We start from the raw sequence: 26,289 nt of genomic DNA, 5'->3' as shown, positions 1-26,289 counted from the left end.
AAACCCGCCGCGAGCGCGGGGCGTTTTCTGCCCATGTCTCGCGCGGGCGCATTCTTCCTGATCCTGGCGGTGCTGGCCTTCATTGCCAGCACGCTGCTTTACGCGCTGCTGCCCGACCAGGGCATGACCGCCCCTATCGCCGAGCCGGCCCCGGCGCTGTCGCCATGGCAGGGTCTCCCCGGCGCCCGGCCGCAGCCGGTCGATCTGTCCGGCCTGTTCCTGCGGCCCCAGGGGCTGGGCATGGCCGGGCTGCTGGGCATGACCTGGGCGGCGCTCGCCTATCACGCCTTCCGGCGAGGGATCGAGCGGCGGCGGATGCGGCTGGCGCGCGCGGCCGCCCGGGACGCGGAACGGGCGCTGCCGCCGCAAAGCGCCGGGCCGCCGACGCCCGGCCACCTGCTGCGGCTGCACGAGCGGGACGACACCTTGGGCGAACATGCGCCGCTGATCGTCGGGCTGCTGGCCGGGGCGGTCTGGCCCTGGCTTCTGGACAGCCACCCGCTCGGCGCCTTCCTGCTGTCTGCGGCGATGCTGGCGGGGTTTTTGGCGGCGGCCTTGCGCGGCATCCGCATCGGCGGGCTGGTGCAGCACAGCTCCTCGCTGGGCTTCGTCGCCGGCTGGGGTCTGCTGGTCAGCTTTGCCGTCTTCACCGGGCTGCTGAGCGACCGGCTTGACGTGCCGCAGGAGGTGGCGGCGGTGATCGCCCTGCTGATCGGCTCGGTCGCCGCGGTCAGCGTGCAGCTGCGGCTGGGACGGCGGATCGGATTCAGCATCGCGGTGATCTGGGGGCTGATCGGCCTGGCCGCCGGCACCGTCACCACCGACGCGGCCATCGCCACCATGACGGTCATCGCCATCGCCATCATCGCCGTGGCGCTGGTGCAGGTGACGACCTAAGCCTCCGCCGCCTAGCTGCCCTTCGGCTTCTGCCGGTGCTTGTGCTTGGACAGCGCGCCGGACTGGCTGATCTTGCCGGCCTTGTCCCTGTAGGGGTTCTTGGTGCCCTGGTCGCGGAAGGTCAGACGGATCGGCGTGCCGGGCATGTCGAAATCCTGCCGCAGCCCGTTGACCAGATAGCGCTGGTAGCTGTCGGGTAGCTTGTCGGTATGGGTCGCCATGACCACGAAGGCCGGCGGGCGGGTCTTGACCTGGGTGATATAGCGCAGCCGGATGCGGCGGCCGCCCGGCGCCGGGGGCGGATGCGCCTCGGTCATCGCGCCCAGCCACTGGTTCAGCCGCGCGGTCGGGATGCGGCGGTTCCAGACCTCATGCGCTTTGAGGATCGCGTTGTGCAGCCGGTCCAGCCCCTTGCCGGTTCGGGCCGAGACCGTGACCAGCGGCGCGCCCTTCAGCTGCGGCAAGAGCCGCTCGAAAGCCTCGCGCAGTTCCTTGAGCTTCTCGGGCTTGTCCTCTTCCAGGTCCCACTTGTTCGCCGCGACGACCACGGCGCGGCCCTCGGTCTCGGCAAAATCGGCGATGCGCAGGTCCTGCTGCTCGAAGGGGATGCCCACGTCCAGAAGCACCACCACCACCTCGGCGAAGCGCACGGCGCGCAACCCGTCGGCGACGGAAAGCTTTTCCACCTTGTCGGTGACACGCGCCTTCTTGCGCATCCCGGCGGTGTCGAAGATGCGCACCGGCGTGCCCATGAAATCGGTGCTGACGCTGATCGAATCGCGGGTGATGCCGGCCTCGGGCCCGGTCAGCAGCCGGTCCTCGCCCAGGATCTTGTTGATGAGCGTCGATTTCCCGGCATTCGGCCGGCCGATCACCGCGATCTGCAAGGGCTTCGCGGCCGAGGGGCGCCAATCCTCTGCTTCCTCGTCGCCATCCTCGACGGCGACATCGGTTTCCGGCGCCTGCTGGACGTTCTGCGCCTCGAAGGCTTCGGCCAACGGCACGAGGGCGCGGTAGAGGTCGTCCATGCCCTCGCCATGCTCGGCCGAGATGCGCAGGGGCTCGCCCAGGCCAAGCGCATAGGCCTCCATCGCCCCCGCCTCGCCGGCGCGGCCCTCGGCCTTGTTCGCGGCCAGGATCACGTGCCTGGCCCGCTTGCGCAGGATGTCGGCGAAATATTCGTCGGCCGCCGTCACGCCCACGCGGGCGTCGATCACGAACAGGCAGACATCGGCCTCGTCCACCGCGCGCTCGGTCAGGCGGCGCATGCGGCCTTGCAGGCTGTCGTCCTCGGCGATCTCGAGCCCGGCCGAATCGACGACGATGAAGCGCAGGTCGCCCAGCCGCCCCGCCCCCTCGCGCAGGTCGCGGGTCACGCCGGGCTGGTCGTCGACCAGCGCCAGCCGCTTGCCGACAAGACGGTTGAACAGCGTCGACTTGCCGACATTGGGGCGCCCGACAATGGCGAGGGTGAAGCTCATCTGTATGCGATCAACTGGCCGTCATGGGTGACGACGTAAAGGGTCTGCCCCGCCACGGCCGGCGCCGCCGCGGCGCCGCCCGGGATCTGGGCGGTGCCGATCAGCGCGCCCGAGGCGGGATCGAAGACGCGCAGATAGCCGTCCGAGCCGGCAAGGTAAAGCTTCGATCCCGCCAGCACCGGACCGTAATGGTTCCAGACCTTGTCCTGCTTGCGGATGACGGTTTCGGTGAAATAGGGCAGTTTCTGCGCCCAGACCCGGGCGCCGTTCGCGGCATCCAGCCGGATCAGCTGCGCCTGGTCGTTGACCAGAAAGACCGAACTGCCGGCCGCCAGCACCGGGCTGGACGCGCCTTCGCGCGCCTGCCACTTGACCATGCCGCTGGCCAGGTCATAGGCGCCGACGCCGCCCGAGCTGGTGCCGGCATAGACCGTGCCGCCGGAAATGACCGGATCGCCGGTCATCTCGCGGAAATAGGCGACCGAACGGCCCAGCCGCGTGCCGCCGACATTGGCGCTCCAGAGCTGGGCGCCGTTCGAGGCGTCGACGCCGGTCAGCGCGCCGGTATTCGAGGGGAACACCACCGTGCTGCCCGACACCGCCGGCGCCGGCGCGCCCATCACCCCGGCCATGTCCTTGTTGCCGAAGCTGCGCCACAGCACCTTGCCGTCGCTGGCGCGCACCGCCCAGCCGGTCTGGTCGCGGCCCAGCACATAGACCACGCCGTTCGCCACCGTGGGCGCGCCGCCGATCGGCGCCTCGACCCTTTGCCGCCAGGCGATGCCGCCGGTGCGGGCGTCCAGCGCCACCAGCTCGCCATAGCCGGTGGAAGCGAAAAGCCGGTTGCCCTCGAAGGCCAGCCCGCCGCCCGAGACGCTGCGGTCGGATTCGCCGGCCGGGCGCAGGTCGCGGCTCCAGGCCCGGCCGCCGCCCGTGGTGGTGGCGGTGACGGTGGACTGGCTGTCCAGCGCAAAGACCAGCCCCGCCGCGACGACGGGATCGGCGGTGACGCGGTGGCGCTTGTTCGACCCCGCACCGATGGGCGCCGCCCAGATCCGGCTGGTTCCCGCGCCCAAGGCCAGGTTGCCCGGCGCATGCGCGGCATTGCCGGCGCGCTGCGCCCAGTCGGCATTGGCGCGCTGCGGCGGCAGCGACAGGGCGGCGGTGGTCGGCGCCCGGGCGCCCTCGGCGGCGGGGCCCTCGGGCGACAGCACGGCGCGCGGGTCCAGCCGTTCTCCGGGCAGGATCGTGTCGCGCTGCTGGCAGGCCGAAAGGGCGGTCAGGGCGGCCAGGGCGGCGATCAGGGGCAGCCTCGTCATCGCTTTCTCCTCTATCCGGGCCGGGCCTGAGGACGGGCACGGCCGCGGGCGCAGTGGTTCGGTTCGCCGGCGGGGCCGGGTTCAGTTCGCGGCGGGGGCCGGCATGGCCTGAGGGACGGCCTGCGGCCCGGGTCCCTCGCTCTGCTCGGGCTCGACGCCCAGCGTGATCATCATCTCGGACAGGCGGCGGCGCAAGGGCTCGGACAGGCCATCCTTTTGCTGGATCTGGCGGATCAGCATGACCGCGTCCTCCTGCCGGCCGGCGCCGATCAGGGCCACGGCCTTCTGCTCCAGCGCCAGCAGCTCGAAGGGGGCGCCGGGCTTGGACAGCTCGGCCAGCAGCCGGTCGCGCTCGGCCGCGTCCATGGCGGGACCGGCGACCATCACCGCCTTGAGCAGCGCCAGGTCGCGCAGCAGCGGGTCGCCCTCCAGCGTGGCCGCCGCGGCCTTGAGCCGCTCGGCCGCCTTCTGCGCCAGGCCGGCCTCGGCCTCGGCGCCGGCGGCCAGCATCTCGGACAGCGCCTTGCGGCCGGCGGACCCGGCCGGATCGACGGCGGAAAGCGCGGCGATCGGGTCCTGGCCCTCTTGCGCCGCGAGCACCGCGTCGCCCCAGGCCCGGGCCCGGGTCTCGGCCTGGTTGCGGGAATATTCGCGCCAGGCCGCACCGCCCACGATGCCCAGGACGACCAGAAGCGCGACCCAGCCATAGCGGCGGAACAGGCCGAACAGCCGGTCGCGGCGCAGATCCTCGGTGACCTCGTCGATGAAGCTGTCGTTCTGATTGGCCATGTCGCCCCCGGAAGTTCTTTGGCGCTGTTCTATACGGGGTTTCACCCGTTTGCCAATGGCGGGCCGCGCCGGGACTGCCGGAAGGCCGAGGCGCTGTAGACCGCCAGCGCCGCCCAGATCATCGCGAAGGCGATCATGTGCCAGCGCGTGAACGCCTCGCCGAAGAGCAGCACCGCGCAGAGGAATTGCAGCGTCGGGTTCAGGTAGAACATCAGCCCCAGCGTCGCCATCCCGACCCGGCGCGCGGCATAGCTGAACAGGATCAGCGGCACCGCCGTGATCACCCCCGAGGCGGCCAGCAGCAGAGAGACGGGCAGATTCCCGCCGAAGCCCAGGGGCTGGGCCAGGGGCGCGGGCATCAGCCCGAGCCCCTGCAGCAGCAGCCAGCCAAGCGCCAGCGGCGCCAGCAGCGCCACTTCGGCGGCGACGGACAGGACAGGGCCGAGCGGCAGCGATTTCTTGAGCGCGCCGTAGAGCACGAAGGTCAGGGCGAGCCCCAGGCTGATCCAGGGCGCCACCCCCAGGCCCCAGGTCAGCAGCGTCACCGCCAGCGCGGCCAGCAGCACGGCCATGCCCTGCGCCCGGCTCAGGCTTTCGCCGAAGACCAGCACCCCCGCCACCACCGCGATCAGCGGGAAGATGTAATAGCCCAGCGAGCTCTGCACGACATGCCCGGCCTGCACCGCCCAGATGAACAGCCCCCAGTTGAGCGAGATGGTCAGCGCCGCCAGCACGATCCGCCCCACATGCCGGCCGGCCAGCGCCCCGCGCAGCTCGGCCAGCCGGCCCTGCGCGCCCAGCACGACCAGGAACAGCACCAGCGACCACAGGGTGCGATGCGCCAGCACCTCGACCACGGGGACGTCGGAGAGTGCGCGGTAGAAGATCGGCGACAGGCCCCAGGTCACGCAGACCCCGATCATCGCCCAGAAACCCTTGGTCCATTCGCTCATGCGCATTCCCTTTCCGTCCGCCCCAGCCATGCGGTCGATTCGCGACGGAGGCAAGGGGGCGGGGGCTCTGCCCCCACGTCCGCCCGGCCCCGGGGCGGGGCCAGGCGGACGTTCCCCCGGGATATTTCGGCAAGAAAGAAAAGGCCCGCCGGTCGGGGCGGGCCTTGATGCGAAGCCGGGGATGCGAAGCCGGGCCGAGGATCAGAGGCGCGAGGCCACGTTTTCCCAGTTCACCAGGTTGTTCAGGAAGTTTTCCAGGTATTTCGGCCGGGCGTTGCGGAAGTCGATATAGTAGCTGTGCTCCCACACGTCGCAGCCCAGAAGCGCGGTCTGGCCGAAGCAGAGCGGGTTCACGCCGTTCTCGGTCTTGGTGACCTTGAGGCTGCCGTCCTTGTCCTTGACCAGCCAGGCCCAGCCCGAGCCGAACTGGCCGACGCCGGCCTCGGCGAATTTCTTCTTGAACTCGTCCACCGAACCGAAGGCTTCGGTCAGGGCCTTTTCCAGCTCGCCCGGAATGGCGCCGGGGTTCGGGCCCATCATTTCCCAGAACTGCGCATGGTTCCAGTGCTGGCTGGCATTGTTGAAGATGCCGTTCTGCGCCACGGCCCCCGACTGGTAGGTGCCCTTGACGATGTCCTCGAGGCTCTTGCCTTCCCATTCGGTGCCGGCCACCAGTTCGTTCAGCTTGTCGACATAGGCCTTGTGGTGCTTGTCATGGTGGTATTCCAGCGTCTCCTTGGACATGCCGCCAGCGGCCAGCGCGTCGTGAGCATAGGGAAGATCGGGAAGCGTGAAGGCCATTTTCGATTTCCTTTCCAACGGTTTCGGATTGTGTTCTGGCACAGGAGCCAGTCGGGGAAAAGCCCTGTCGGCCGCTAAACGCCTTCAACGCGGCGCGGGTTCCGGCCCTAGCCGCCGCCGGGCGAGCCGCAGACGCCCGTCCCGGTCATGACATTGTCATAGCCCTGCGCGACGGCGGTGACCGAGGCCGCGCCATCGGATTTCCGCACCGTCAGCCGGTAGTCCAGCCGCTCGGTCCGCTGGCCGGAGGCGTTGCGCACCCCGGCCAAGGCCCAGCCGTAGCTGCGGCTGCTGCGGTCGTCGGCGGTGATCCGGGCCTCGATCGGGCGGCCGAGCAGGTTCTGCAGGATCGGGTCGAAGACCTCGATCCTGCCCTGGCGCGGGCCGGAGGTCTGGCGGGTCAGCATGATGAATTCCGGCACCCAGCCGGTGCCGCTTTCGTCAAGGATCTGGCACATCATCACCACCGGCGGCTCCTGCGCGAGATCCTGCGCCCGCAGGGCCGGGGCCGGCGACAGCAGGCCGGCAAGGGAAAGGGCGGGCAGGATCAGAACGGGACGCATGGAATCAACCGGATGGCTTTCGCCTTCCATCCATACGCCGCCCTGCCGCCGCCACAAGCCCCGTCCGGACCCCGCAGCGCGGAACTAGCGCGGGTCGAGCTGCGTGCCCGGCGCCGCGGCGCCGGTCAGGATGCCGCGCAGGTAGTCGGTGACCGAGCGGAAGCCGATCAGCACATAGCCGCCCGGTTCGCGCCAGATGCCGCAGGCGACCTGGGCGGCGCGGGTGCGGCGCAGCCCGTCCTCGGGCATGGCGGCCAGGTCGGCGGGACAGAGCTTCATCAGCACGTCCAGCGCCTTGGCGCCCTGGATGCGGAAGGCGGCCCGCATGTCGCTGACATCCAGCACCAGCGCGTGTTCGGTGGACAGCGCGTCCTGCAGGGCGGCCAGCGCCTCGGCCGCCTCGGCGCGCGGCAGGACCAGCAGCAGTTCGTCCGGCGACATCCAGCCGAGAGAGCGGCTGCCGTCGGTGGTGATGCGGCCCTGTCCGGGCAGCGCCACCCCGGCCGCCGCGGCGATGGCCTCGCCCGCGCGCGCCAGATCGGCGCGGATCTGGATCATGCCCCAGTCCTGCACCTGAGAGATCTTCGCCAGTGCCTCAGCCATTCGCCCGGCTCCCTTCCTTGTCATAGAAGACCGGATCGCAGATCCGCGCCTTGTAGCTTTCCTGACCCGCGACCGGGAATTCCAGAACCTCGCCCATGCGCTCGGGGCCGTTCAGCACCAGCCCCATGGCGATAGGCTTGTTGAGCGTCGGCGACATGTAGGTCGAGGTCACCCGGCCCTGGGTGTTGCGCTGGCCGTTCGGGTTCACGCCATCGGCCACCGCATAGACGCCGTCGGGCAGCACCCGGCCGTCGACGCTTTCCAGCCCCACCAGCTTCCAGCGCCGGGGATCGGTCATGTGGCTGCGCTCCTGCGCCCGCTTGCCGATATAGTCGGCCTTCTTCTTGCTGATCGCCCAGCCCAGGCCCAGGTCCTGCGGGATCACCGTGCCGTCGGATTCGTCGCCGATCATGATGAAGCCCTTTTCGGCGCGCATGACGTGCATGGCCTCGGTGCCGTAGGGGGTGACGTTCAGGTCGCGGCCGGCCTCATGCAGCTTTTCCCACAGCTCCAGGCCGCGGTTCGCCGGCACCGCCACCTCGAAGCTGAGCTCGCCCGAGAAGCTGATGCGATAGACGCGGGCGGGGACGCCGGCGATCTCGCCCTCGGCCCAGCCCATGAAGGGCAGCGCCTCGGCCGACAGGTCCATGCCGCCCAGCCGCTCCAGCAGCACCCGGGCCTTGGGACCGACCACGGCGACCTGCGCCCATTGCTCGGTGACGTTGGCGGTATAGACCTTCCAGTCCCACCATTCGCATTGCAGCCAGTCTTCCATATGGCCATGCATCCGGTCGGCGCCGCCGGTGGTGGTGTGCACCAGCCAGGTATCCTCGCTGAGGCGCGCGGCCACGCCGTCGTCCACGAGGAAGCCGTTCTCGTTGCAGATCAGGCCATAGCGGCACTTGCCGATGGGCAGGCTGGACATCATGCCGGTATACATCATGTCGAGGAACTTGCCCGCATCCGGGCCCTTGACGATGATCTTGCCCAGCGTCGAGGCGTCGAGCGTGCCGACCGAGGCCCGCACCGCCCGGATCTCGCGCGCCACCGCGTCGCCATGGCTTTCGCCCGCCTTCGGGTAGCAATAGGGGCGGCGCCAATGGCCGACCGGCTCGAAGAAGGCGCCGTGGCTTTCGTGCCAGCCATGCATGGGCGTCTTGCGCAAGGGCTGGAAGATCTCGCCCCGCGCCTCGCCGGCGATGGTGCCCAGCGTCAGCGGCGTATAGGGCGGGCGGAAGGTCGTCGTGCCGGTGGCCGGGATCGGCTGGTTCAGCGCATTGGACAGAACGGCGAGGCCGTTGATGTTGCTGACCTTGCCCTGGTCGGTCGCCATGCCGAGGGTCGTGTAACGCTTGGTATGCTCGACGCTGTGATAGCCTTCCTGCGCGGCCAGTTCGACATCCGAGACCTTCACGTCGTTCTGGAAGTCGAGCCACATCTTGAATTTCATCTTGCGCGTGGCGTGGGCCGGCATGACCCAGACCGGCATGGTCGCGGATTCCGCCTGCGCGCCGGTCAGGTCCGGGACCAGCAGGTCGCCCGCCGCCGCGCCGACGCAGCTGGCCATCGCCTTGCCGTCCGCGCCGGTCGGCGGGCGGTTCGGGTCGGGGGCGAACATCGACTGCGCGTCGGACCAGGTCAGCTTGCCGCCGCAATGGCTCCACAGGTGCACCACCGGCGACCAGCCGCCGGACATGGCGACGCAATCGGCATCCACGGTCTCGGTCACCTCGCCCGAGCCGGAATGCGCGCAGATCTTGACCGCCTCGACGCCCTGGCCGCCCTTGATGCCGGCGATGGCGCTGCCGGTCAGGATGCGCACGCCGCGGGCGCGCACCGCCGCGGGCAGCGCGCCGCCGGCCGAGCTGCGGGCGTCGATCACCACCGGCACCTCCAGCCCCGCATCCAGCGCCACCAGCGCGGTGCGATAGGCGTCGTCGTTGTTGGTCACCACGACGATCTTGCGGCCCGGCGCCACGCCGTAATTGTCGATATAATCCCGCACGGCCGAGGCCAGGATCACGCCCGGCACGTCATTGCCGGCAAAGCTCAGCGGCCGCTCCAGCGCGCCGGTGGCGACGATCACATGGCCCGCGCGGATGCGCCACAGGCGCTGGCGCGGGATGCCCGCATTCGGGTCGTGATCGGCCAGCGATTCCCGCACCAGCAGATAGCCATGGTCGTAAAGCCCGGTCGCCTGGGTCGAGCGGCGCAGGGTGACGTTGGTCATGCCCCGCAGCTCCGCCAGCAGCGCGTCGACGCGGGACTGGCCGTCTGCGTGGTCGGTGGGGGTGCGGCCGCCGAAATGCGGCGTCTGCTCGACCAGCCAGACCGACTTGCCGTCGCGGGCCGCGTCGCGGGCCGCGGTCAGGCCAGCGATGCCGCCGCCGACCACCACCACGTCCACATGGGCATAGGCCTGTTCGTACTTGTCCGGATCGGCCTCGGTCGGGGCCTTGCCCAGCCCGGCCGAGCGGCGGATGATCGGCTCGAACACATGCTTCCAGAACGGGCGCGGATGCATGAAGGTCTTGTAATAGAAACCCGCCGGGAAAAAGCGATACATCCAGTTGTTGATCGCGCCGATATCGGCGTTCAGGCTGGGCCAGCAATTCTGGCTGGCGGTAACCATGCCGCCGACCAGCGGCGTGGTGGTGGCGCGCTGGTTCGGCTCGAACCGGCCGCCCTGACCCAGGCCCAGCAGCGCGTTCGGTTCCTCGGCGCCCGAGGCGATGGGGCCGCGCGGCCGGTGATACTTGAAGCTGCGGCCCATCATCAGCTGGCCGTTCGCCAGCAGGGCCGAAGCCAGCGTGTCGCCCGCGACCCCGCGCATCTGGCGGCCGTCGAAGCGGAAGGGCAGTTGATAGGCGCGGTCGATCAGGCGGCCGCCGCGCGGCAGGCGGAAGGGTCCGGTCTCGGTCATGCGTTCAGGCTTTCGGCGGGGGTGTCGGCGGAAGTGTCGGCAGGGATTTCGCTCCAGTCGGGCTGCCAGTCCGGACGCTGCGCCCGGATGGCGGCGACGATCTCGGGCGTCGGATGCGGGGTCTGGGCGCTGTAGGTGCCAAAGACCTGCAGCGTGGCGGTGTCGCGCGCCGCCAGGAACCACTTGCCGCAGCCATAGGCATGGCGCCAGCGTTCGAAATGCACGCCCTTGGGGTTCTTGCGGGCGAACAGATAGGCCTCGAACTCCTCGTCGGTCGAACCGGGGCCGAAACGCTTCAGATGCGCCTCGCCGCCGGGTTGCAGCTCGGTTTCCTCGGCCGCGATGCCGCAATAGGGACAGGTCAGGGTCAGCATGGATCACTCCTTCGGCGGCAGGGCGCGCGCAGGGGGAACCGGCCCGTGAGCAGGCCGGATGCGCAGGACAGCAGTGGAAATCGGGGAACGGGCCGGAAAGCCCCGGCCGGGGGCGGCAACGCAGGCGACCGCAGTCCGCCCCTGGCGGGGCCGGATCACGGGCGTTTCAAAGCGAAGGCGAACACGGCGCGGCAGCGGCGGCAGGCCGCAGGGCCCGCGCAACGCCGCGCTCATGCCAGCGTGGACAGGGACAGGCCCGCCGCGCTGCGCATGAAGACCAGCCGAGGGGCGCAATGCCCCCCGACCCGCGGAAGGGCCGGCACCCGAAGGCGCCGGGACAGGCGCCTTAGTTGGTGGAAGGCGCCGCAGGTTCGGCCGGAGCCGGAGTCGCAGGCTCGGCCGGGACCGGAGCAGCGGGATCGGCAGGAGCAGCAGGCTCGGCCGGCGGTTCGACGGAGATGGCGCCGTCATCGACGGGCGCGGGTTCGGACGAAACGGCCGGATCGGTCGGCGGCTCGGTCGCGGTCGGCTCGGTGCCCGAGGACACGAACCAATAGATGACCACCAGCACGACGACGACGACGCCAACGATGAGCCAGAGGTTGCTCTTGTTCTGTTCGGCCATGAAGAAAACTCCTTGGTCATGGGGACGTAACTTAACAATTCATTAGATGAATAAGAGTTTCCCATGACTTGCACGATTTTTTCCGCAACGGTGCGGAGATGGGCGAAATTCGGCCCAAAATCCGCCCCGCAGGCCGGCAGGAACCCGCCCGCGCCGCGCATCAATGCGCCACCCCCGCGGCGACGCTCTCGTCGATGAAGCGGCCCTCGACGAAACGGTTCAGGCCGAAATCCTTGGCCAGCGGGCCGGGCTGGCCCTTGGCCAGCAGCTCGGCCATCGCCCAGCCCGAGCCGGGGATGGCCTTGAAGCCGCCGGTGCCCCAGCCGCAGTTGACGAAGATGTTGCCGACCGGCGTGGTGGACAGGATCGGCGAGCGGTCGCCGGTCATGTCGACGATGCCGCCCCATTGCCGCAGCATCTTCAGCCGCGACAGCATCGGGAAGGTCTCGATCAGCGCGCGCACCGTCTCCTCGACATGGTGCCAGGAGCCGCGCTGGGTGTAGTTGTTGAAGCCGTCGGTGCCGCCGCCGATCACCATCTCGCCCTTGTCGGATTGCGACAGGTAGCCGTGCACGGTGTTGGCCATGATGACGATGTCGCAGCAGGGCTTGATCGGCTCGCTGACCAGCGCCTGCAGCGCCAGCGATTCGATGGGCAGGCGGAAGCCGGCCATCTCGGCCAGGACCGAGCTGTGGCCGGCGGCGATCAGCGCCAGCTTGTCGCATTCGATGCGGCCCTTGCCGGTGTTCACCGCCCTGACCTGCCCGTTCGCGGTCTCGATGCCGGTGACTTCGCAGTTCTGGATGATGTGCATGCCCATGGCCGAGCAGGCGCGGGCATAGCCCCAGGCCACGGCGTCGTGGCGGGCGGTGCCGCCGCGCTCCTGGTAAAGTCCACCGAGGACCGGATAGCGCGGCCCGTCGATGTTGATGATCGGCAGCATGTCCTTGATGCGCTTGGGGCTGACCCATTCGGTCGCCACGCCCTGCAGCTGGTTGGCATAGACGGTGCGCTTGTAGCCGCGCACCTCATGCTCGGTCTGCGCCAGCATCAGAAGGCCGCGCGGGCTGAACATGATGTTGTAGTTCAGGTCCTGCGACAGGTTCTCGTAAAGCTTCAGCGCCTTGTCGTAGATCGCCGCCGAAGGGTCCTGCAGGTAGTTCGAGCGGATGATGGTGGTGTTGCGGCCGGTATTGCCGCCGCCCAGCCAGCCCTTCTCGATGATGGCGACATCGGTGATGCCGAAATTCTTGCCCAGGTAATAGGCGGTGGCAAGGCCATGGCCGCCGGCGCCCACGATGACGACCTGGTATTTCTTCTTGGGCTCGGGACTGGCCCAGGCGCGTTTCCAGCCGGTATGCAGCCGCATCGCCTCTTTAGCGATGGCAAAGACCGAATAGCGGCCGGTGCTGGAACTTGCAGATGCGGGCATGGCGGAACCTCTTGCGACTCGACCCGTGCAGAGTGAAGCGAGGGCGGTGTTCGGGCAAGCCGCGTTGCGACGGGGCGATTGTTGAATTGCGTCAGGGGACGGCGCAGATGTCCCGAAGGCGATTTGCGCATTTGTCGCAGGGCTTTGACTTTCTCGCCGCGGCGAAAGCCGCTATCACCGGCAGCAGCCAAAAGGGGAAGCCGATGTTCTGGATCATCTGCGCCGCGCTGGCGGGGGTGGTGGCGGTGGCCATCGCCGCGCCGCTTCTGCGCCGGCAGGGCGAGGGCGCCGAGCCCACCGCCGCCTATGACCTGCGGGTCTATCGCGACCAGCTGCGCGAGGTCGGGCGGGATCTGGACCGCGGCCTGATCGACGAGGCCGATGCCGAACGGCTGCGGGTCGAGATCGGCCGCAAGGTGCTGGCCGCCGACCGCGCGCTGGAACGCGCCGGCAGTGCCCGCCGCGCGCCGGGCGGCTGGGCGGCGCTGGCGGTTCTGGCGCTGCTGCTCGTCGGGGCCTTCCTGCTTTACCAGCGCATCGGCCAGCCCGAGCGTCCCGACGCCCCCATCGCGCAGCGCATCGCCGAGGCACAGGCGCTTTACGACGGCCGCCCCAGCCAGGCCGAGGCAGAGGCCAGGACCCCCCGGCCCCAGCGCCCCGAGCCCGATGCAGATTATGCGACGCTGATCGAACGGCTGCGCGAGGCGGTGCTGAAGAACCCGAACGACCCCCGCGGGCTGGAACTGCTGGCCGAGCACGAGGAAAGGCTGGGCAACCTGATCGCCGCCAAGGACGCGCAGCGCCGGCTGGTGGCGCTGCGCGGCGAGGCTGCGAGCGCCGAGGAACTGGCGCGGCTGGCCGGGCTGACCATCGAGGCGGCGGGCGGCATCATCACCGCCGAAGGCGAGGATGCGGTGGCCCGGGCGCTGGCCCGCGATCCGCACAATCCGCAGGCGCGCTTCATGGTCGGGCTGCTGCATCTGCAGAACGGCCGCCCCGACCGCGCCTTTCCGATCTGGGCCGGGCTGCTGGCCGAGGGGCCGGAAAGCGCGCCCTGGATCCAGCCGATCCGCGCCGCGATCGGCGATCTGGCCTGGTTCGCCGGCCGCCCGGACTATACCCCGCCCGAGCCCCGGACCGATTCCGCGCCCGCTTCCGCACCCGGCTCGCCGGCCCTGCCCGGCCCGGATGCGGAGGCCGTGGCAGCGGCGGGGGACATGAGCCCCGAGGAACGCCAGCAGATGGTCGAGGGCATGGTCAAGGGTCTGGAGACCCGGCTTGCCACCCAGGGCGGCACGCCCGAGGAATGGGCGCGGCTGATCTCGTCCCTGCCGGTGATCGGGCAAAAGGACCACGCCGCCGCCATCCTGGGCGAGGCCCGGCAGCGTTTCGCGGGCAACCGGCCGGCGCTGGACCTGATCGAGGCGGCGGCGGAACAGGCGGGGCTGGAATGATCTGCGAGAGCATCGAGGCATTCGCCGCCGCCCTGCCCCGCACCGGCGCAGTGGCCGGGCTGGACCTGGGCACCAAGACCATCGGCGTCGCGGTCAGCGACGGGCTGCGCAGCGTCGCCTCGCCCCTGACGGTGATCCGGCGCGAGAAGTTCACCCTGGACGCCCAGGCGCTGCTGAAGATCGCCGCCGACCGGGCGCTGGTCGGGCTGGTGCTGGGCCTGCCGCGCAACATGGACGGCAGCGAGGGGCCGCGCGCGCAATCCACCCGCGCCTTCGCCCGCAACCTGGAACGGCTGACGCCGCTGCCCATCGGCTTCTGGGACGAGCGGCTCTCGACCGTCGCGGCCGAACGGGCGCTGCTTGAGGGGGATACCTCGCGCAAGCGCCGGGCCGAGGTGATCGACCAGGTCGCGGCCGGCTATATCCTGCAGGGTGCGCTGGACCGGCTGCGCTTCCTGGGCGCGGCGGGATGAAGCCCTCGACCCCCTGCATCGACATCTGCAAGATCGACCCGGCAAGCCGGCTTTGCACCGGCTGCCTGCGCAGCATCGACGAGATCACCCGCTGGGGCCGCATGACCGAGGCCGAGCGGCTGGCCGTCATGGCCGAGCTGCCCCGCCGGCGGCCGGCGGATTAGCGCGTCACCACCCGCACCTCGCGGATCGCGGCCTTCAACCGCACCCGGGTTTCCACCGGCTCGCGCGCCACGGCGTCCAGGATCGCCCGCATGTCGCCGCGCAGCCCGTGCAACTGGTCGACCAGCGACAGCACCAGGCCCAGCGCCTCCTCGTCGAGGTGATAGCCCTCGGCCAGGTCGACCACCAGGCTCAGCCGCGCCAGGTCCAGCTCGCGGAACAGCGGCCCCTGTTCGGATTGCACCGGCATGACGACGCCGGCGCGGATATAGCGGTCCAGCTGTTCGGGCGTCAGGTCGCTGACGGCCGCCAGCGTCTCGGTCAGGGTATAATGGCGCTGGGTCATTTTCCCCTCCTCGGGTCATAGGCGTGGGTCTGCCGCCATTGCTCCATGAAGCGCGCCAGCTCGTCATCGACCTTGGGCGGCATGACGATCTTAAGGACGACATGCTGGTCGCCGCGCCGTCCGCCCTCGCCCTTGATGCCGCGCCCCTTCAGCCGCAGCTTCTGGCCCGAGCTGGCGCCGCGCGGGATGGTCAGCATGACCGGCCCCTCGATGGTCTGCGCCTCGACCTTGCCGCCCAGCACGGCCTCGTCGATGGTGATGGGCAGCGTGGTCTCGACATCGTTGCCGTCACGCTTCCAGTCGGGATCCTCGGCCACGATCAGGGTCAGGAGCGCGTCGCCCGGCCCGCCCTCGCCGATGCCGGGCCCGCCCTTGCCGCGCAGCCGGATCACCTGGCCGTCATGGGCGCCCTCGGGGATCTTCACCTCCAGCACGCTGCCGTCGGGCATGGTGATCCGGGTCGAGCCGCCGCGCGCCGCGGTCATGAAATCGATCTCCAGCGTGAATCGCTGGTCGGGGCCGCGCATGTCGAAGCTGCGCGCCCCGCCGCCGCGCCGCCCGCCGGCGCCGCGCCCGAACAGGTCGGAAAACACGTCCGAGAGATCGTCGAAACCGTGATGCTGGCGATAGGGATTGTCGCCCGATTCGGCATATTCGCGGTAATAGTGCCGCTGCGGCCGCTCCTGTCCCTGGGCATCGATCTCGCCGCGGTCGAAGCGGGCGCGCTGCTCGGGATCCTTGAGCAGATCATAGGCGGTCGAGGCGGCCTTGAAGCGTTCATGCGCCGCCGGGTCCGGGTTCAGGTCCGGGTGGTCGGTCTTGGCGATCCGGCGATAGGCCTTCTTGATCTCGTCCTGCGTGGCATTCTTGTCCAGTCCCAGCGCCTTGTATGGATCGTCGGCCATGGCCGCGGCTTCCTTTCCTCACCTGTCCTCCCCGGAACGCATCGGCGCGTCCTGGGTTTCCTGCCCGTTCCGTCCCGGCCGCGGGGCGGTGAAACTGCCGCCCGGCATGAAGCCGGCGCTGAGCGGCAGCGCCGCCGCCCCCAGCGTGCGCGCCTGTCGCCCCAGGGTTCCGGCGCGCACCTCGGGCAAGGTGACGCCGTGATGGCGCATCGCGGCCAGGCCGTCGGCGGTCGCCTGCACCAGCGCCTCGCGCAGCGCGGCCGGCATGGCGCCGTCGATCACCACCAGCGGCAGGTCCAGCACCGCGACCGCCCCCAGCGCCGCATGGGACAGCACCCGCGCCGATTCGTCCAGCCATTGCCGGGCGATGGCCGGCGGCAGCTGCCAGTCGGCATCGTCCAGCGGCAGGTCGCGCCCCAGCGCCGTCTCCAGCACGGAAACCGAAGCCACGTCCAGCACCTGCCGCCCGCCCGGCACCGGGCAGGAGCCCATCGCCCCCGCATTGCGCGACGGTCCCAGCCGCAGCCGCCCGTCCAGCACCACGCCGCCGCCGCCGAAATGCGCAAGGTAGAAATACAGGAAATCCTCGGGCAGATCCTCGGTGCCGAACATCATCTCGGCCCCGCAGGCGCAGGAGCCGTCGTTCTCCAGCCAGACCGGCAGGTCCAGCGCCGCGGCCAGCTCGGCGCGCAGGTCGCGGCCGCGCCAGGGCTGCATCTCCTCGGCCCAGTCCCACAGGTAGAAGGGGCTGGCGATGCCCATGCCCGACAGCCGCGCACGCTGCGCCTCGGTCAGGTCCGCCAGGATCGCCGCGGTGCCGGCGACGGCGAAATCGCGGATCGCGTCGGGATGCGGATAGGCATGCGGCAGCACCCGGATCTGCCGGATCCGGCCGGCGAAATCGACCAGCACCAGCTCGGCCACCCGGCGCCCGACCTTGAGGCCCAGGAACAGCGCCCCCTCGGGCGCCAGGGCCAGCGGCAGCAACGGCTGGCCGACCTTGCCGCGCCGACGCTCGCCCCCGGCATCCAGCAGGCCGGCGGCGATCAGCTCGCGCGTGATGTTGGTGACGGCCTGCGCCGACAGGCCCGTCGCCTGCGCCAGCGCGGCGCGCGGCATCGGCCCGTTGCGGCGAATCAGCCACAGGATCAGGCGCTCGTTCTGGCTGCGGACCCCCTGCGGCGTCGCCGCCGCCGGCATGGTGTTCGGCATGGTTCCATCCTCCCCCCTATATAAATCAACGAAATTGATTTATTGACAAGCCCCTCTTTCTTCGGCAGCCTTTTGGAGGAGGCGGCGGTCAGACCCGCCCAGAGGAGGAAGGACATCATGACCAAGACGACACTGCTGCGCGCGGCGCTGGCGGGCACGGCCCTGACCCTGATCGCCGGCATGGCGCAGGCCGACAGCGCCTGTCTGATCACCAAGACCGACACCAACCCCTTCTTCGTGAAGATGAAGGAAGGCGCCCAGACCAAGGCGGCCGAACTGGGGATCGAGCTGAAATCCTATGCCGGCCGCATCGACGGCGACCACGAAAGCCAGGTCGCGGCGGTCGAGGCCTGCATCGCGGACGGCGCCAAGGGCATCCTGATCACCGCCTCGGACACCAAGGCCATCGTCGATTCCGTGCAGGCGGCGCGGGATGCCGGGCTGCTGGTCATCGCGCTGGACACGCCGCTGGACCCGATCGACGCGGCGGACGCGACCTTCGCCACCGACAATTTCAAGGCCGGCGAGCTGATCGGCCAATGGGCCAGGGCCACCATGGGCGACGCGGCGGCCGAGGCCAGGATCGCGCTTCTGGATCTGGCGATCTCGCAGCCCTCGGTCGACGTGCTGCGCGACCAGGGCTTCCTGCAGGGCTTCGGCATCGAGCTGGGCGACCCCGAGAAATGGGGCGACGAGACCGATCCGCGCATCGTCGGCCACGAGGTCACCTCGGGCAATGAGGAAGGCGGGCTGAAGGCCATGGAGAGCCTGCTGGCCAAGGACCCCGACATCAACCTGGTCTATACCATCAACGAACCCGCCGCCGCCGGCGCCTATGAGGCGCTGAAGGCCGTCGGGCGCGAGAACGACGTGCTGATCGTTTCGGTCGATGGCGGATGCCCGGGCGTGCAGAACGTCGCGGAGGGCGTGATCGGCGCCACCTCGCAGCAATATCCGCTGGACATGGCGTCGCAAGGCATCGAGGCCATCGCCGCCTTCGCCAAGGACGGCACCAAGCCCGCGCCGACCGAGGGCAAGGACTTCGTCGATACCGGCGTGCAGCTGGTCACCGACAAGCCGGCCGAGGGCGTCGAATCCATCGACTCGGCCCGCGGCGCCGAGCTTTGCTGGGGCTGAGCCTCGATTGAACCGCAGGGCGGGGGATGCCTCGCCCTGACCACAGGCAGCGGCGTCCGGAGCGGCGCCTTGCAAAGGGGGAGACCGTCCATGTCATCCGACACCAAGACGGCCGCCGGCTACGAGGAGGGCCTGCAAGGCGCCTCGGACAAGGTTGCCGAGTTCCAGGAACAGAAAACCGCCTTGAAGCGCCTGCAGCACTGGCTGCACATGACGCCCTCGGCGGTGCCGATGATCGTGCTGGTCGCGGCGATCATCGTCTTCGGCCTGCTGTCGCCGAACTTCTTCAAGGCGGTCACGCTGTCCACCATCCTGCAGCAGATCGCCATCGTCGGCATCCTGGGCTGTGCGCAGTCGCTGGTGGTGCTGACCGCCGGGATCGACCTGTCGGTCGGCGCCATCGCGGTGTTCTCCTCGGTGCTGATGGGGCAGTTCACCTTCCGCTACGGCATCCCGGCGCCGCTGGCCATCGCGCTGGGGCTGGCGGCGGGCACGGCCATGGGCTTTGCCAATGGCTGGCTGGTCGCCCGCATCAAGCTGCCGCCCTTCATCGTGACGCTGGGCACCTGGCAGATCATCCTGGCGGCGAACTACATCTATTCCGCGAACGAGACGATCCGCTCCTCGGCCATCGCCGCCGAGGCGCCGGCGCTGCAATTCTGGGGCTATTCCATCCAGCCCGGCGGGGTGAAGATCCTCTATGCCGTGTTCCTGATGGTGGCGCTGGTCGCGATCCTGGCCTACGTCCTGCGCCATACCGCCTGGGGCCGGCATGTCTATGCCGTCGGCGACGACCCGGAGGCGGCAGAGCTGGCCGGGGTGCGCACCAGGCGGGTGCTGATCCAGGTCTATGCGCTGGCGGGCCTGTTCTGCGCCATCGCGGGCTGGGTGATGATCGGCCGCTTCGGCTCGGTCTCGCCCTCGGCCTCGACCGGGCAGCTGGGCAACATCCAGTCCATCACCGCGGTGGTGATCGGGGGCATCAGCCTGTTCGGCGGCCGGGGCTCGATCGTCGGCATGTTCTTCGGCGCGCTGATCGTCGGCGTGTTCGAGATGGGGCTGAAGATGGTCGGCACAGACCCGCAATGGACCTTCTTCCTCATCGGCCTGCTCATCATCCTCGCCGTGGCGGTGGATCAATGGATCAGAAAGGCATCGGCATGAACGCGAACACTTCCGCAGAACCGCTTCTGAAGGCCCGCGGCCTGGTCAAGCGCTATGGCAAGGTCACGGCGCTGGACCATTGCGACTTCGACCTGATGCCGGGCGAGATCCTGGCGGTCATCGGCGACAACGGCGCCGGCAAGTCTTCGCTGATCAAGGCGCTGTCCGGGGCGGTCCAGCCCGACGAGGGCGAAATCACGCTGGAGGGCAGGCCGGTGCGCTTTGCCAGCCCGCTGGATGCGCGCGGCCATGGCATCGAATGCGTCTATCAGACGCTGGCCATGTCCCCTGCCCTCTCCATCGCCGACAACATGTTCATGGGCCGCGAATTGCGCAAACCCGGCATCATGGGCCAGTGGTTCCGCAAACTCGACCGCCCGGCGATGGAGAAATTCGCCCGCGAGAAGCTGACCGAGCTGGGGCTGATGACGATCCAGAACATCAACCAGGCGGTCGAGACCCTGTCGGGCGGCCAGCGCCAGGGCGTGGCGGTGGCGCGGGCGGCCGCCTTCGGCTCCAAGGTGGTGATCCTGGACGAACCGACGGCGGCACTTGGCGTCAAGGAAAGCCGCCGCGTGCTGGAGTTGATCCGCGACGTGCGCTCGCGCGGGATCCCGATCATCCTGATCAGCCACAACATGCCGCATGTCTTCGAGGTGGCCGACCGCATCCATATCCACCGGCTGGGCCGGCGGCTGTGCGTGATCCGGCCGCAGGATTACTCGATGTCGGACGCGGTGGCCTTCATGACCGGGGCCAAGGTTCCGGACGAGGTGGCAACGGCGGCCTGAACGGCACGGCTGCGGGGGGCTCTGCCCCCCGTCCTTCGGACTCCCCCCGGGATATTTGCGCATGAGAGAAATACTGGACCGGATTGCGGGGCTGGGACCCGGACGGCGGATCGTCGCCATCGTCGGGGCGCCGGGATCGGGGAAATCGACCCTGGCCGCCCGGCTGGCGGCCGGGCTTGCGGATGCGGCGCTGGTGCCGATGGACGGGTTCCATCTGGACAACCGGCTGCTGGAAGCGGAGGGGCTGCGCGGCTGCAAGGGCGCGCCCCAGACCTTCGACGCGGCGGGCTTCGTCGCGCTGGTGCAGCGGCTGAAGGCCGGGGGCGAGGTGGTCCACCCGGTCTTCGACCGCGGGCTGGACCTCTCCATCGCCGGGGCCGGTCGGGTCGAGGCGGCGACCCGGCTGGTGCTGGTCGAGGGCAATTACCTGCTGCTGGACCGGACGCCCTGGCGCAAGCTGGCGGGCCTTTGGGACCTGTCGGTCATGCTGGACGTGCCGATGGAGGAGCTGCGCCGCCGCCTGACCGCGCGCTGGCAGGGTCTTGGCCGTTCGCCGGCCGAGGTGATGGCGCATCTGGAGAACGATCTGGGCAATGCCGAGCTGGTGCTGCGCGAATCCCTGCCGGCCGATCTGCTGGTCCGGCCGGCGGCTATGTCTTCGGCCGGAACGCCTTGATGCGGGCGGGGTCGGTTTCCACATAGGCCGCCCCGATCAGGTCGAGGCAATAGGGCACCGCCGCGAAGACCGCATCGAGGCAGGTGGCGATGGCCGAGGGCTTGCCGGGGATGGTGATCATCAGAGTCGCGCCGCGGATGCCCGCGCTCTGCCGCGACAGGATGGCGGTCGGCACCTCGCGCAGGCTGGCGCGGCGCATTTCCTCGCCGAAGCCGGGCAGTTCCTTTTCGATCACCTCGGCCATGGCCTCGGGCGTCTGATCGCGCGGGGCCGGGCCGGTGCCGCCGGTGATCAGGATCAGGTCGGCGCCCTGTTCGTCGGCCAGGTCGCGCAGGCAATCGGCGACGATCTCGCGCCCGTCCGGAATGATGCGGCGCGTGATGTCCATGGGCGAGGTGATGGTTGCACGCAGCCAGTCCTCGGCCCCCGGCCCGCCCTTGTCCTGATATTCGCCGCGGGCGGCGCGGTCCGAGACGGTGACGATGGCGATATGGGCGGGGCGGTCGGGGTTCTGGGTCATGGCCGCATCCTGCCGCAGGCGGCGCGCGAAGGGAAGCGCGGCTCAGCCGCGCCGCGCCGCCTCGATGGCCGCGACGTCGATCCGGGTCATCTCCATCATCGCCTCGAAGGCGCGTTTCGCCTCGTCGCCGCCGGCGGCCAGCGCATCGGTCAGCACGCGCGGCGTGATCTGCCAGGAAATGCCCCATCTGTCCCTGCACCAGCCGCAGGCGCTTTCCTGGCCGCCATTGCCGACGATCGCATCCCAGTAGCGGTCGGTCTCCTCCTGGTCGTCGGTGGCGATCTGGAATGAGAAGGCCTCGCTGTGCCGGAAGGTCGGGCCGCCGTTCAGGCCGACGCAGGGGATGCCCGCGACGGTGAACTCGACCAGCAGCACATCGCCCGCCTTGCCTGACGGAAAATCGCTGGGCGCGTGGCGCACCGCGGTGACGGCGCTGTCGGGAAAGGTCTCGGCATAGAAGCGGGCAGCCGCCTCGGCATCCTTGTCATACCAGAGGCAGACGGTGTTCTTGGCCATGGTCATTTCCGGTTCCTCCCTGGACCGTTGCCTGCGGGCGAACGCGCCATGGCGGTCGCGGTTCCCCAGGCGGGGGAGCCGGAGAGCAGTGAGCGAGAGGCGGACGCCTCCGGCGAGGGTATTTTGGGGAACGAAGAAGCCGGCCAGGACGATGGGTCATCGGACGGATCGGCCAGCGAAAAGGCCGCGGAACCTGCCCGCGGCCTTTTGCATGCAATGCGGGTGCGGTTACTTGAACCGGGCGTTGCGGTTCGCCACCAGCTTCAGACGCAGCGCGTTCAGACGGATGAAGCCCGCCGCGTCCTTCTGGTCATAGGCGCCGGCGTCGTCCTCGAAGGTGACGTGCTTTTCGCTGTAGAGCGAATGATCCGACCAGCGGCCGACGGTATGGACGCCGCCCTTGTAGAGTTTCAGCCGCACGGTGCCGGTGACGTGCTCCTGGCTCTTGTCGATCAGGGCCTGCAGCATCTCGCGCTCGGGCGAATACCAGAAGCCGTTATAGATCAGCTCGGCATAGCGCGGCATGATCGAATCCTTGAGATGGCCGGCGCCGCTGTCCAGCGTGATCTGCTCGATGCCGCGATGCGCTTCCAGCAGGATGGTGCCGCCGGGGGTCTCGTAGATGCCGCGCGACTTCATGCCGACGAAGCGGTTTTCCACGAAGTCCAGCCGGCCGATGCCATGCTTGCGCCCGTATTCGTTCAGCGCCGTCAGGATGGTGGCGGGCGACAGCGCCTCGCCGTTGATCGACACCGCGTCGCCGCGCTCGAAGCCGATCTCGACATATTCGGGCTGGTCGGGCGCCTCCTCGGGGCTGACGGTGCGCTGATAGACGTAGTCGGGCGCCTCTTCGGCCGGGTTCTCCAGCGCCTTGCCTTCGCTGCTGGTGTGCAGCAGGTTGGCGTCAACGCTGAACGGCGCCTCGCCGCGTTTGTCCTTGGCGATCGGGATCTGGTTCTGTTCGGCGAACTCGATCAGCCTGGTGCGCGAGGTCAGGTCCCATTCCCGCCACGGCGCGATCACCTTGATCGACGGGTCGAGCGCATAGGCCGACAGCTCGAAGCGCACCTGGTCGTTGCCCTTGCCGGTCGCGCCATGGGCGACGGCATCGGCGCCGTGCTGATGCGCGATCTCGACCAGATGCTTGGAGATCAGCGGCCGGGCGATCGAGGTGCCGAGCAGATAGAGCCCCTCGTAGACCGCATTGGCGCGGAACATCGGGAAGACGAAATCGCGCACGAATTCCTCGCGCACGTCGACGATATGGATGTTTTCCGGCTTGATGCCCAGCAGCTCGGCCTTCTGGCGCGCCGGTTCCAGTTCCTCGCCCTGGCCCAGGTCGGCGGTGAAGGTGATGACCTCGCAGCCGTATTCGGTCTGCAGCCATTTCAGGATGATCGAGGTGTCGAGCCCGCCCGAATAGGCAAGGACGACTTTCTTCGGCGCGTCGGACATGCGGATGACCCCCAGTGAAATTTCGGCAGGGAATAGGCGCATTCGCCGGGCGTCACAAGGGGAGCCTTGCCGGGAGCGAGGTTGCGGCGGCCGCTTCATCGTGTTGCTCTGCCCCCGCGACAGATCTTTCCGCTGAGCCACCTTGCCAAATCGCCCGTTTCGCGCCATTCGCGGATATATGGAAAACTTTGCCGCCTCTGTCCGCCAGGCAGAGATCGCGTTGCGCGACCTCTTCGAGCCGACGCCCCTGCAGAAGAACGACCACCTCTCGGCGAAATACGGCGCTGAGATCTGGCTGAAACGCGAGGACCTGACGCCGGTGCGCAGCTACAAGCTGCGCGGCGCCTTCAACGCCATGCGCAAGATCGGGGCCGGCTCGCAGGGGCATTTCGTCTGCGCCAGCGCCGGCAACCATGCCCAGGGCATGGCCTTTGCCTGCCGGCATTTCGGCGCCCGCGGCACGATCTTCATGCCCGTCACCACGCCCAGGCAGAAGATCGACAAGACCCGCATCTTCGGCAACGGCGCCATCGAGATCGTGCTGACCGGCGATTATTTCGACCAGACCCTGGCGGCGGCGCAGGACTTCGCCCGGGCGCAGGACGCGACCTTCCTGTCGCCCTTCGACGATGCCGACATCATCGAGGGACAGGCCACGGTCGGGCTGGAGCTGCTCGACCAGTTGGGCGAGGCGCCGGATGTCGTGGTGCTGCCGGTCGGCGGCGGCGGGCTGGCCGCCGGCGTGACCCGGCTGCTTTCGGAACTGGCCCCCGGCACGCGCGCCGAATTCGCCGAGCCCGAGGGCGGCGCCAGCCTGCGTGAGGCGCTGCTGGCCGGGACGCCGGTGACGCTGCCGGCGGTGGACAATTTCGTCGACGGCGCCGCGGTGGCGCGGATCGGCGACCTGCCGTTTCGCGCGCTCGCCGGCTTCGGCGCCGACCGGGTCCATACCGCGCCCGAGGACCGCATCTGCGCCACCATGCTGGAGATGCTGAACATCGAGGGCATCGTGCTGGAACCCGCCGGGGCGCTGGCGGTGGACGTGCTGCGCGACATGCCCGGGCTGGCCGGCAAGCGCGTGGTCTGCATCTGCTCGGGCGGCAATTTCGATTTCGAGCGCCTGCCCGAGGTCAAGGAGCGCGCCCAGCGTTTCTCGGGCCTCAAGCGCTATTTCATCCTGCGCATGCCGCAGCGGCCCGGCGCGCTGCGCGACTTCCTGCAGCTGCTCGGCCCCGAGGACGATATCGCCCGCTTCGAATACCTGAAGAAATCGGCGCGCAATTTCGGCTCGGTCCTGATCGGCATCGAGACCACCGCCCCCGCCAATCTCGAACGGATCTGCGAAAGGCTGGACGCGGCGGGGATCGGCTATCGCGACATCACCCGCGACCCGGTCCTGGCAGAGTTCCTGATCTGATCCCGGCACGGCGCTAGGTCGTGTTGACAAAAGGGATTCCTCTGGCAGTCGTCCTATGATTCAAGCTCATCTCTACGTGGGAGATGAACTTGGCACGCAACCTGATATCCGACGATGAGTGGACCTTCTTCGAGGGCTTCATTCGTGCCGTCCGGCACCCTAACGGGCGGAAACCTGCGGACCATCGTCTTGTTCTGAATGGTATATTCTGGATCGCAAGGACTGGTGCGCCATGGCGCGATCTGCCCGAAGAGTTTGGCAAGTGGTCCTCGGTCTACCGTCAGTTCCGCCGCTGGACTTTGGCGGGACTGTGGGAGGATATCCTGGATGCGCTGAACCACGCTGGGATCGCGCCAGACAAGCTCCAGATGGTTGATAGCACTGTGATCCGCGCCCATCATCATGCGGCGGGCGCAAAAGGGGGACTCCGAAAGAGGCTCTTGGCCGTTCGAGAGGTGGCTTCTCGACCAAGATCCATCTCCGCGTCAACGGCGCAGGCCTCCCGATGAGGACCGAGATCACGCCGGGGCAGGATTCCGACTACACCGGCTATGATATGGTGATGGCCGACAACCTGCCGCAACCAGCAGTTCTGGTCGCCGACAGGGGCTATGACTCTGATAAAATTCGGGAAGACATCGAGAGCCGCAACGCCCTGCCCATGATACCGATGCGAAGGAACCGAAGGGTGCGCAAGGCTGTCGACATGACCATCTACACCCTGCGCAACATGGTCGAGCGCTGCTTCAACAAGCTGAAAAATAGCCGCCGCCTTGCAACCCGCTACGACAAAACCGCCGAAAGCTTCCTTGGCTTCGTCGACGTCGCCTGCATCAGGCTCTGGCTCCGCCATTTGTCAACATGACCTAGGCATGGCGGGCCCGCTTGCCGGGATGCAACGCCGCGTCCAGCTGACGCATCAGCGCCTGTTTCGAGGCGGAATAGCTGGCCAGCAGCGATTCGACATCGACCTCGCCGTGCCGGCCGGCGGCGGCCTTGCGCTCGCCCGCGTCGCAGAGATTGCCGAATTCCGAGAAACCCAGATTCCAGGCGCAGCCCTTCAGGAAATGCAGGTCGGTTTCCAGCCGCAGCGCGTCGCGGCGCGACAGGCGCATGATGACGCCTTCGACCTCGTCCAGAAACAGCTCCAGGATCAGCTGGAATTCGTCATCGCCGACTTCGCCGCGCAGCTCGTTGATACGGTTCCAATCCAGCATGGACAACCCTTGGAAGAATCACCCCTTATTCATAACAGGGAAATCATCCAGAACGTGTTAATCGCGAAAATTGTCCGGATTAAC

At 68.9% G+C, this 26,289-nt stretch carries 28 protein-coding genes; 10 read left to right on the top strand and 18 right to left on the bottom strand.

Annotated elements, in window-relative coordinates:
- The first annotated feature begins 33 nt into the window (after positions 1-33).
- Positions 34-897: a hypothetical protein gene (locus tag LOS78_RS09995; protein ID WP_230378125.1), complete on the top strand. Its 864-nt coding sequence runs from the start codon at positions 34-36 to the stop codon at positions 895-897.
- An 11-nt stretch (positions 898-908) separates the two neighbouring features.
- On the opposite strand, the gene der is transcribed toward LOS78_RS09995, so the two are convergent.
- The 11 genes from der to LOS78_RS09940 all read right to left on the bottom strand — a co-directional run bounded on the left by der (position 909) and on the right by LOS78_RS09940 (position 12,760).
- Positions 909-2,378: a ribosome biogenesis GTPase Der gene (der, locus tag LOS78_RS09990; protein WP_028713106.1), complete on the bottom strand. Its 1,470-nt coding sequence runs from the start codon at positions 2,376-2,378 to the stop codon at positions 909-911.
- Positions 2,375-3,697, bottom strand: a complete 1,323-nt coding sequence (locus LOS78_RS09985) for a PQQ-binding-like beta-propeller repeat protein (protein ID WP_230378124.1) — start codon at positions 3,695-3,697, stop codon at positions 2,375-2,377. The genes der and LOS78_RS09985 overlap by 4 nt, the downstream gene beginning before the upstream one ends.
- An 81-nt stretch (positions 3,698-3,778) precedes the next feature.
- Positions 3,779-4,486 (bottom strand): tetratricopeptide repeat protein, encoded by a 708-nt coding sequence (locus tag LOS78_RS09980; protein ID WP_036698221.1) that lies wholly within the window; start codon positions 4,484-4,486, stop codon positions 3,779-3,781.
- Positions 4,487-4,527: 41 nt separating this feature from the next.
- Positions 4,528-5,439 carry an EamA family transporter RarD gene (gene rarD / locus LOS78_RS09975; RefSeq protein ID WP_230378123.1) on the bottom strand — a complete coding sequence of 304 codons (912 nt, stop codon included), beginning with the start codon at positions 5,437-5,439 and terminating at the stop codon, positions 4,528-4,530.
- Positions 5,440-5,640: 201 nt separating this feature from the next.
- A complete protein-coding gene (locus LOS78_RS09970; protein WP_011746863.1) occupies positions 5,641-6,240 on the bottom strand; it encodes a superoxide dismutase in 600 nt (199 codons plus the stop codon).
- 107 nt (positions 6,241-6,347) lie between these two features.
- Positions 6,348-6,803 (bottom strand): hypothetical protein, encoded by a 456-nt coding sequence (locus LOS78_RS09965; RefSeq protein ID WP_230378122.1) that lies wholly within the window; start codon positions 6,801-6,803, stop codon positions 6,348-6,350.
- Between the two features lie 84 nt (positions 6,804-6,887).
- Positions 6,888-7,406 carry a sarcosine oxidase subunit gamma gene (locus LOS78_RS09960; protein WP_028716949.1) on the bottom strand — a complete coding sequence of 173 codons (519 nt, stop codon included), beginning with the start codon at positions 7,404-7,406 and terminating at the stop codon, positions 6,888-6,890.
- Positions 7,399-10,329, bottom strand: coding sequence for a sarcosine oxidase subunit alpha family protein (locus LOS78_RS09955; protein WP_230378121.1), 2,931 nt, complete (start codon positions 10,327-10,329; stop codon positions 7,399-7,401). Before LOS78_RS09955 ends, LOS78_RS09960 begins: the two co-directional genes overlap by 8 nt.
- Complete coding sequence (locus LOS78_RS09950; RefSeq protein WP_230378120.1) at positions 10,326-10,703, bottom strand: sarcosine oxidase subunit delta; 378 nt, start codon at positions 10,701-10,703, stop codon at positions 10,326-10,328. Before LOS78_RS09950 ends, LOS78_RS09955 begins: the two co-directional genes overlap by 4 nt.
- A gap of 346 nt (positions 10,704-11,049) precedes the next feature.
- Positions 11,050-11,328, bottom strand: coding sequence for a hypothetical protein (locus LOS78_RS09945; RefSeq protein ID WP_028713114.1), 279 nt, complete (start codon positions 11,326-11,328; stop codon positions 11,050-11,052).
- A gap of 160 nt (positions 11,329-11,488) precedes the next feature.
- Entirely contained in the window at positions 11,489-12,760 is a 1,272-nt protein-coding gene (locus tag LOS78_RS09940) for a sarcosine oxidase subunit beta family protein (protein WP_028713115.1), read from the bottom strand.
- Positions 12,761-12,963: 203 nt separating this feature from the next.
- Here LOS78_RS09940 and ccmI point away from each other — a divergent pair, with 203 nt between their 5' ends.
- Genes ccmI through LOS78_RS09925 form a run of 3 tightly spaced genes read left to right on the top strand, consistent with a single transcriptional unit; the run spans position 12,964 to position 14,851 of the window.
- Positions 12,964-14,214 (top strand): c-type cytochrome biogenesis protein CcmI, encoded by a 1,251-nt coding sequence (ccmI, locus tag LOS78_RS09935; protein WP_230378119.1) that lies wholly within the window; start codon positions 12,964-12,966, stop codon positions 14,212-14,214.
- Positions 14,211-14,687 carry a Holliday junction resolvase RuvX gene (gene ruvX / locus LOS78_RS09930; protein ID WP_028713117.1) on the top strand — a complete coding sequence of 159 codons (477 nt, stop codon included), beginning with the start codon at positions 14,211-14,213 and terminating at the stop codon, positions 14,685-14,687. The genes ccmI and ruvX overlap by 4 nt, the downstream gene beginning before the upstream one ends.
- Positions 14,684-14,851, top strand: a complete 168-nt coding sequence (locus tag LOS78_RS09925; protein WP_028713118.1) for a DUF1289 domain-containing protein — start codon at positions 14,684-14,686, stop codon at positions 14,849-14,851. Before ruvX ends, LOS78_RS09925 begins: the two co-directional genes overlap by 4 nt.
- Here LOS78_RS09925 and LOS78_RS09920 read toward each other — a convergent pair.
- Genes LOS78_RS09920 through LOS78_RS09910 form a run of 3 tightly spaced genes read right to left on the bottom strand, consistent with a single transcriptional unit; the run spans position 14,848 to position 17,312 of the window.
- Positions 14,848-15,195 (bottom strand): hypothetical protein, encoded by a 348-nt coding sequence (locus tag LOS78_RS09920; protein WP_028713119.1) that lies wholly within the window; start codon positions 15,193-15,195, stop codon positions 14,848-14,850. The genes LOS78_RS09925 and LOS78_RS09920 overlap by 4 nt on opposite strands.
- Positions 15,192-16,100 carry a DnaJ C-terminal domain-containing protein gene (locus LOS78_RS09915; RefSeq protein WP_230378118.1) on the bottom strand — a complete coding sequence of 303 codons (909 nt, stop codon included), beginning with the start codon at positions 16,098-16,100 and terminating at the stop codon, positions 15,192-15,194. Before LOS78_RS09915 ends, LOS78_RS09920 begins: the two co-directional genes overlap by 4 nt.
- An 18-nt stretch (positions 16,101-16,118) precedes the next feature.
- Positions 16,119-17,312 (bottom strand): ROK family transcriptional regulator, encoded by a 1,194-nt coding sequence (locus LOS78_RS09910; protein ID WP_230378117.1) that lies wholly within the window; start codon positions 17,310-17,312, stop codon positions 16,119-16,121.
- Between the two features lie 117 nt (positions 17,313-17,429).
- Here LOS78_RS09910 and LOS78_RS09905 point away from each other — a divergent pair, with 117 nt between their 5' ends.
- From LOS78_RS09905 to LOS78_RS09890, 4 genes are all read left to right on the top strand, one after another.
- Positions 17,430-18,449, top strand: a complete 1,020-nt coding sequence (locus tag LOS78_RS09905) for a sugar ABC transporter substrate-binding protein (RefSeq protein ID WP_230378116.1) — start codon at positions 17,430-17,432, stop codon at positions 18,447-18,449.
- Between the two features lie 90 nt (positions 18,450-18,539).
- Entirely contained in the window at positions 18,540-19,613 is a 1,074-nt protein-coding gene (locus LOS78_RS09900; protein ID WP_028713123.1) for an ABC transporter permease, read from the top strand.
- Positions 19,610-20,404 carry an ATP-binding cassette domain-containing protein gene (locus LOS78_RS09895; protein WP_230378115.1) on the top strand — a complete coding sequence of 265 codons (795 nt, stop codon included), beginning with the start codon at positions 19,610-19,612 and terminating at the stop codon, positions 20,402-20,404. Before LOS78_RS09900 ends, LOS78_RS09895 begins: the two co-directional genes overlap by 4 nt.
- Positions 20,405-20,465: 61 nt before the next feature.
- Positions 20,466-21,080 (top strand): nucleoside/nucleotide kinase family protein, encoded by a 615-nt coding sequence (locus LOS78_RS09890; RefSeq protein ID WP_230378114.1) that lies wholly within the window; start codon positions 20,466-20,468, stop codon positions 21,078-21,080.
- Here the strand turns inward: LOS78_RS09890 and mog are convergent.
- From mog to LOS78_RS09875, 3 genes are all read right to left on the bottom strand, one after another.
- Positions 21,055-21,600, bottom strand: a complete 546-nt coding sequence (mog, locus tag LOS78_RS09885; protein WP_230378113.1) for a molybdopterin adenylyltransferase — start codon at positions 21,598-21,600, stop codon at positions 21,055-21,057. The genes LOS78_RS09890 and mog overlap by 26 nt on opposite strands.
- A gap of 42 nt (positions 21,601-21,642) precedes the next feature.
- Positions 21,643-22,122, bottom strand: coding sequence for a VOC family protein (locus tag LOS78_RS09880; RefSeq protein WP_036714055.1), 480 nt, complete (start codon positions 22,120-22,122; stop codon positions 21,643-21,645).
- 222 nt (positions 22,123-22,344) lie between these two features.
- Entirely contained in the window at positions 22,345-23,571 is a 1,227-nt protein-coding gene (locus tag LOS78_RS09875) for an argininosuccinate synthase (RefSeq protein ID WP_230378112.1), read from the bottom strand.
- Between the two features lie 178 nt (positions 23,572-23,749).
- Here LOS78_RS09875 and ilvA point away from each other — a divergent pair, with 178 nt between their 5' ends.
- On the top strand, positions 23,750-24,988 hold the full coding sequence (ilvA, locus tag LOS78_RS09870; RefSeq protein WP_230378111.1) for a threonine ammonia-lyase IlvA: 1,239 nt from the start codon (positions 23,750-23,752) through the stop codon (positions 24,986-24,988).
- Between the two features lie 83 nt (positions 24,989-25,071).
- A protein-coding gene (locus LOS78_RS09865; protein WP_085999836.1) for an IS5 family transposase occupies positions 25,072-25,853 on the top strand; the annotation gives its coding sequence in 2 pieces (ribosomal slippage) (positions 25,072-25,414 and positions 25,414-25,853; 783 coding nt in all).
- A gap of 1 nt (position 25,854) precedes the next feature.
- Here the strand turns inward: LOS78_RS09865 and LOS78_RS09860 are convergent.
- Positions 25,855-26,205 (bottom strand): Hpt domain-containing protein, encoded by a 351-nt coding sequence (locus LOS78_RS09860; protein ID WP_028713130.1) that lies wholly within the window; start codon positions 26,203-26,205, stop codon positions 25,855-25,857.
- Positions 26,206-26,289: the final 84 nt, after the last annotated feature.

This window comes from Paracoccus sp. MA (assembly GCF_020990385.1).
GTDB lineage: Bacteria > Pseudomonadota > Alphaproteobacteria > Rhodobacterales > Rhodobacteraceae > Paracoccus.
This window is presented reverse-complemented; position numbering and strand designations above follow the sequence as displayed.